At 65.7% G+C, this 6020-nt stretch carries 7 protein-coding genes; 6 read left to right on the plus strand and 1 reads right to left on the minus strand.

The window, feature by feature from the left end:
- The 3 genes from VF497_RS01995 to VF497_RS02005 form a co-directional block, all read left to right on the plus strand.
- Positions 1–681 (plus strand): glutamate ligase domain-containing protein (locus VF497_RS01995; protein ID WP_330885732.1); only part of this gene is annotated, 681 nt, incomplete at its 5' end.
- Between the two features lie 400 nt (positions 682–1081).
- On the plus strand, positions 1082–1636 hold the full coding sequence (locus tag VF497_RS02000) for a hypothetical protein (RefSeq protein WP_330885734.1): 555 nt from the start codon (positions 1082–1084) through the stop codon (positions 1634–1636).
- Between the two features lie 60 nt (positions 1637–1696).
- On the plus strand, positions 1697–2293 hold the full coding sequence (locus tag VF497_RS02005) for an LON peptidase substrate-binding domain-containing protein (RefSeq protein ID WP_330885744.1): 597 nt from the start codon (positions 1697–1699) through the stop codon (positions 2291–2293).
- 16 nt (positions 2294–2309) lie between these two features.
- On the opposite strand, the gene VF497_RS02010 is transcribed toward VF497_RS02005, so the two are convergent.
- Positions 2310–3551, minus strand: coding sequence for a GGDEF domain-containing protein (locus tag VF497_RS02010; RefSeq protein ID WP_330885736.1), 1242 nt, complete (start codon positions 3549–3551; stop codon positions 2310–2312).
- A gap of 262 nt (positions 3552–3813) precedes the next feature.
- Here VF497_RS02010 and VF497_RS02015 point away from each other — a divergent pair, with 262 nt between their 5' ends.
- The 3 genes from VF497_RS02015 to VF497_RS02025 form a co-directional block, all read left to right on the plus strand.
- Positions 3814–4632: an NAD(P)-dependent oxidoreductase gene (locus VF497_RS02015; protein WP_330885738.1), complete on the plus strand. Its 819-nt coding sequence runs from the start codon at positions 3814–3816 to the stop codon at positions 4630–4632.
- 72 nt (positions 4633–4704) lie between these two features.
- Complete coding sequence (locus VF497_RS02020) at positions 4705–5136, plus strand: VOC family protein (protein ID WP_330885740.1); 432 nt, start codon at positions 4705–4707, stop codon at positions 5134–5136.
- A 42-nt stretch (positions 5137–5178) separates the two neighbouring features.
- Positions 5179–6020 (plus strand): aminotransferase class III-fold pyridoxal phosphate-dependent enzyme (locus tag VF497_RS02025; protein WP_330885742.1); only part of this gene is annotated, 842 nt, incomplete at its 3' end.

Consider the following 6020-nt stretch of genomic DNA (forward strand, 5'->3'; position numbering starts at 1 on the left):
GTGCTCGCGATCGGCGCCTGGTCGCCGGTGACGACGTTCGGCATCGATGCGGGCGACTGGCGCGCGCGCCTGATCGCAGCCGACGGTTCCGAATTCGCCGTGCTGCGCGAAGGTAAAGAACTTGGTGTCGTGCGCTGGAACCTGATCGGCCGGCACAACGTGACGAACGCGCTCGCTGCGCTCGCCGCGGCCGAGGCGGGCGGCGTCGATATCGGGAAGGCGATCGCGAGCTTGGCCGACTTCCTCAGTGCGAAGCGACGCATGGAACTCGTCGGCGAAGCGAACGGTATAAAAGTATACGACGACTTCGCCCATCACCCGACCGCGATCACGACCACGCTCGCCGGCCTGCGCGCAAAAATCGGCAGGGCACGCATCCTCGTCGGCATGGAACCGCGCTCGAATTCGATGCGCCTCGGCGCACATGCCGCCGAACTCGCACCGAGCCTGGCCGACGCCGACGCGGTCGTGTTCCTGCAGCGCGCGGAACTGCCGTGGGATGCACAGAAAGTTACCGCTGCGCTCGCCGGCCGCGGCCGCACCGCGCCAACGGTCGACGCGCTGATCACCGCGCTGCGCGAGCAGGCTCGACCGGGCGACCACGTCGTCTTCATGTCGAACGGTGGCTTCGAGAACGCGCCGCGGCGGTTCGTCGCTGCCGCCTCGTCCGCGCCGAAGTAGCGGCGTCGCAAGATCAGCGTCGCACCATCGTTTGCAGAATGGAACATGGTGTTCTCCGCATGCTTCGTGCACGTCGATTGAATTTCGCCGGCGTGATTTATTTCGCATGCATGCCGATGCAACCAAGAATCCGCATGCACGCATTTCACCGCCGGCTGTGCCTCGTCGCCGCCGTTTTGTCCGCTTTCGCCATGCTGCCGACCTCGGCTGCGGAACTGAGTGCATCGGCTTTGAGCTGTAGGCGCCGCGGATTGCTCGCCGACGAATCGACCGGACTGCGATGAAACTTCGCAGACCGTGGACAAATTGCCCCGTGTACGCAACACCCCACCACGAAGTGGACTGGCGCATGACGTACTTGTAGCGTCGTGACATCTCAAGCGCCGGAGGAGTATGCGCCATGATGCGATTCGCTCTGTCCGTTCTGCTCGCCGCCTCAGGCGCCACCGCAGCACCCCTTCTTGTCGAGCAGGGCCTCTACGACAATCGCGATCAGGCCGCCAAGTCACCGCGCGATGTCGACTCCGCGATCCCACAGGTCACGGTGACGATCGAACCCACGCCGCAAAAAGACTTTGCGCTTTGGCAAGTGCATCTGCAGACTGACGCCGAGTCCACCTACGAGCAGACTTGGGCAATGCAGTCGCGCACGGAGCACGACGGCAGCAGGTCGCTGATCCCCTATTTTCAGTTCAAACAAACCAGCACGCCCTCCGCGGCGAACTTCGATGTCCAGGGCTGGCTTTCGCTCGAGGCCTGCGCGCTGCGCGGCGAGTTCGGCAAGACGCGTAGCCGCGCAATGTCGGAAGGCGAGCCTTGCGCCGCAGCGATCATGAACGTGGGTGCGCGGCGCGCATTGTTGCCGGTGGGCATCGAGCGCAACGGCGCGCGATTGCAGCTCGATTTCAATCTGCGCGGCAAGCGCACGAGCATCGATTTGCACCGCAGCGAATGACGACCGGGCGGGCATCGCGGCGATCCGCGTTGCGGTCAACGGACCTATACTGTGGCAGTGATCTCCAGGCAGACGACCGACATCCCGCTGTTTCCGCTCAACACCGTGCTGTTCCCGGGCGGAGAGGTCGGTCTGCGCATCTTCGAACCGCGGTATTTGGACATGGTCCGCGACTGCGCGCGCACGAACTCGCCGTTCGGGGTTTGCCTGATCCTCGACGGCGCCGAAGTCGGCGAACCCGCGACACCGGCCGCGGTCGGCACGCTCGCGCGCATCGTCGATTTTTCGACCACGCCCGATGGCCTGCTCGGCATCCGCGCGCAAGGCACGCAGCGTTTTCGCCTCGCGCGCTCGCGCGTACGCGACAACGGCCTCGCACATGGCGAGGTCGATCCATGGGCCGACGAGGCGCGCGTCGAGGTGCCGGTCGAATTCCACCTGCTTGCCACGATTCTCGAGCGCCTGCTCGAAAAGATCGGCGGCACCCATGCAAACGCGCCGCGTGCGAATTTCGACGATGCGAGCTGGGTCGGCTTCCGTCTCGCCGAACTGCTGCCGCTCGAGAACCGCGAGCGCCAGATGCTGCTGCAGACGGCCGATCCGCTCGAACGGCTGACGCAGTTGATGCACGCGCTGCCGCGCTTCCAATCGGCCTGACTCCCGACTGGTCGCTTCAACCCATGCTGATCACGCGGTTGCGACCGGCGTTTTTCCCGGCGTAAAGGCGGCGATCGGCAATTTCCACGAGCTCGGCTGCGGTCGCCGCATCATCGGGAAAGCCGGCGACGCCGACGGTTATGCTCAGCGGAATGTCCAGATCATCCGCGACCTGCAATTGCTCTACCTCGCGGCGCAGCCGCTCGGCCGCGTTCGTCGCCGCCTCGACGTCGACTCCCTGCAGCACGGCGACGAACTCTTCGCCGCCATAGCGCGAGACGCACTCGGCCTGTGGGCGCGAGCGGACGATGGCACCCGCAATCGCGCTGATGACGCGATCGCCGGCCGCATGGCCGTGGTTGTCGTTGATCGACTTGAAATGGTCGATATCGACGAACCATATCGTCAGCGGCCGGCGCGCCTCGCGCGCGGCCTGCAGCAAGTCGGCGAAGTGCGCATTGAAGTAGGCGCGGTTGTAGACGCCGGTGAGGTCATCGCGTACCGAAGCAGCCTTGATCAACTCGTATTTCTGCCGGTAGGTCAGGATGGAAAAGACGTCGCGCGGACCCGCGTCGACGTTGCCGACGTCCGGATCGCGCTCATGGCGCTGCAGGTAATAGGTGATGATCGATGCGAACCATAGCCCGGCCAAAGCCTTGGAAACGATGGAAACGCAGAGGATGTGCACGTAGTCGGGCCGGTCCCACAGCGTGCTCGAAATATAGGCCACGCTGTCCAGGCACAGCACGGTGACGATGGTGCCGGCCACTGCGACGAACAATCCGCGCAGGCGATGCGCGAGCGCTTCGTACAGGATGACCATGCCCAGGGCATCGAGCACCAGCAGCCCGGTGCCGACCAGGAGGTCGTAGGCGGTGCGCTTGAAGACCGAGGCCGGCACGCCGATCAGGTTGACCGTGCCCGGCGCTTCGACTTGCCAGCCGATGCTGACCAGCAATGTACCGGTGATGACGTTGGCCGCGGCCAGGGCGTAGATCAGCCTGCGCGTTTCGAGCGCGTCCTCGCGGATGTAGACCAGCAGCACCGCGGCCAAGCCCGCACTGAAGAGCACGGCCGAACCGGGGCTCACGGCTACGGCAGGGGCGGCGCTGACGAGGATCGCGCCGCTCAGCACCTGCAGAATCTGCAGCGCGCCGAGCAGGACGTACAGCGGCACCAGCCCGAACAGGGAACGCAGGCGGACGAGCAGGAGTACGGCGACGCCGAGCAGGATGGCCTGGAAGGCGAGAAGGATCACGCCGTCACGCCTTCACGCCACATCGCATAGGAACGGAAGCAAAACACTTGCCGGGTGCACATGGCACGCCGTTTCCGCACCGACACGCTAGGAAACTGACTAGGCGGCATCCCGATCCATCAGGTTTGACTCACGCACGCTCCCCGCAGCCAGTGTAGCGGTTTGCCCGGGCGGCGCAACTGGCGTGCACGCCGATGCTGGAGCGTCTGCGGCGGCTGATGCATCATTCACCGCAACTGCTTCATCATCGACCGGAACCGACATGGGCTCGTTGCAAGGCAAGACGCTGTTCATCACCGGTGCATCGCGCGGCATCGGCCTCGCCATCGCGCTGCGCGCCGCGCGCGACGGCGCCAACGTTGTCATCGCAGCGAAATCGGACGTGCCGAATCCGAAGCTGCCCGGCACGATCCACAGCGCCGCGGCCGCGGTCGACGCGGCCGGCGGCAAGGCCCTCGCGATCAAGTGCGATATCCGCGAGGAGGCCGAGGTGCGTGACGCGGTGGAGACCACGGTCGCGCGCTTCGGCGGCATCGACGTGCTCGTCAACAACGCCAGCGCGATCTGGCTGCGCGGCGCGCTCGACACGCCGATGAAGCGCTTCGATCTGATGAGCGAGGTCAACTCGCGCGGTACGTTTCTTTGCGCGCAGGTGTGCTTGCCGCATCTGCTCAAGGCGACGAATCCGCATATCCTCACGCTCGCGCCGCCACCGTCACTCGATCCGAAATGGTGGGCGCCACACACTGGCTACACGCTGGCCAAGATGGGCATGAGCTTCGTCACCCTCGGCCTCGCCGCCGAGTTCGCCGACAAGGGTGTCGCGATCAACGCGCTGTGGCCGCGCACGCTGATCGCGACCGACGCGCTCAACATGATCCCGGGTGTCGACGCCGGCAACGGGCGCAAACCAGCGATCATGGCCGATGCCGCGCATGCCATCCTCACGCGTCCTGCGCGCGAGGCGACCGGCAAGTTCTTCATCGACGACGACGTGCTGCGCGCGGCCGGTGTCACCGACTTCTCCACCTACACGGTCGATCCGTCGAAACCGCTGCTGCCCGACTTGTTCCTGGATTGAATTGAATAGTGCGGGCAGGACGCTCGCTTTTTGATCTTCGCGATCACGGACGATCGCAAAGGAAAACACACCATGAAATACCTGCACACGATGATCCGCGTCCGCGATCTCGGCGCCTCGCTGAAATTCTTCTGCGACGGCCTCGGCCTCGTCGAGACGCGACGTCTCGAAAACGAGAAGGGCCGCTTCACCCTCGTCTTCCTCGCCGCGAAGGAATCGCCCGACGCCGAGATCGAACTGACTTGGAACTGGCCTGACGCCGATGGCAAGACCGAGGATTACGGCAGCGCACGCAACTTCGGCCATCTCGCCTTCCGCGTCGCCGACATCTATGCCACCTGCGCGCACCTGCAGGCGATGGGCGTGACGATCAACCGCCCGCCGCGCGACGGCCACATGGCCTTCGTGCGCTCGCCCGACCTGATCTCGGTCGAACTGCTGCAGGATGGCCATCTGCCGCCGCGGGAGCCGTGGGCGTCGATGCCGAACGTCGGTACGTGGTAGCCTCGCGCACCCTCACCCTCGTCGACAATATTCGAGTTTCGCATGTTCACTACCGCCGACCTGCTCGCCGCAGGCAAACGCTACTACGTCCCGATCTACAAACCGCGCGAGACGATCCTCGAACGCGGCAAGGGTTCGCGCGTATGGGATCGCGACGGCAAGGAATACGTCGACTTCGGCGCGGGCATCGCCGTATGCGGGCTCGGTCATTGCGATCCGGACCTCATCGCCGCGCTGACCGAACAGGCCGGCAAGCTCTGGCACACGAGCAACGTTTTCTATTCGGAGCCGCCACTGCGGCTCGCGGAAGAGCTGGTCGAAGCCTCGCGCTTCGCCGAGCGCGTGTTCCTGTGCAACTCGGGCGCCGAGGCGAACGAGGCGGCGATCAAGCTCGTGCGCAAGTGGGCGGCGGCGCAGGGGCGGCCGCCAGAGAAGCGCGTGATCGTCACCTTCCGCGGCAGCTTCCACGGCCGCACGCTCGCCGCGGTGACCGCGACCGCGCAGCCGAAGTACCAGGAAGGCTACGAACCGCTGCCGGGCGGTTTCCGCTACGTCGATTTCAACGACCTGGCCCAGGTCGAAGTCGAGTTCGCGAAAGGCGATGTCGCCGCGGTGCTGGTCGAGCCGATCCAGGGCGAGGGCGGCGTGATGCCGGCGGCGCCGGGTTTCCTGCGCGGCCTGCGCGTGCTCTGCGACAGGCACGACGCGCTGCTCGTGCTCGACGAGATCCAGTGCGGCATGGGCCGCGCCGGCCTGCTGTTCGCGCACTGGCATGACGGCGTCCAACCCGACATCGTCACGCTGGCGAAGGCGCTCGGCGGCGGCTTCCCCGTCGGCGCGATGCTGGCCGGCCCCAAGGTCGCCGAGGTGATGCAGTTCGGCGC

The organism is Rudaea sp. (assembly GCF_036383415.1).
Taxonomy (GTDB): Bacteria; Pseudomonadota; Gammaproteobacteria; order Xanthomonadales; family Rhodanobacteraceae; genus Rudaea.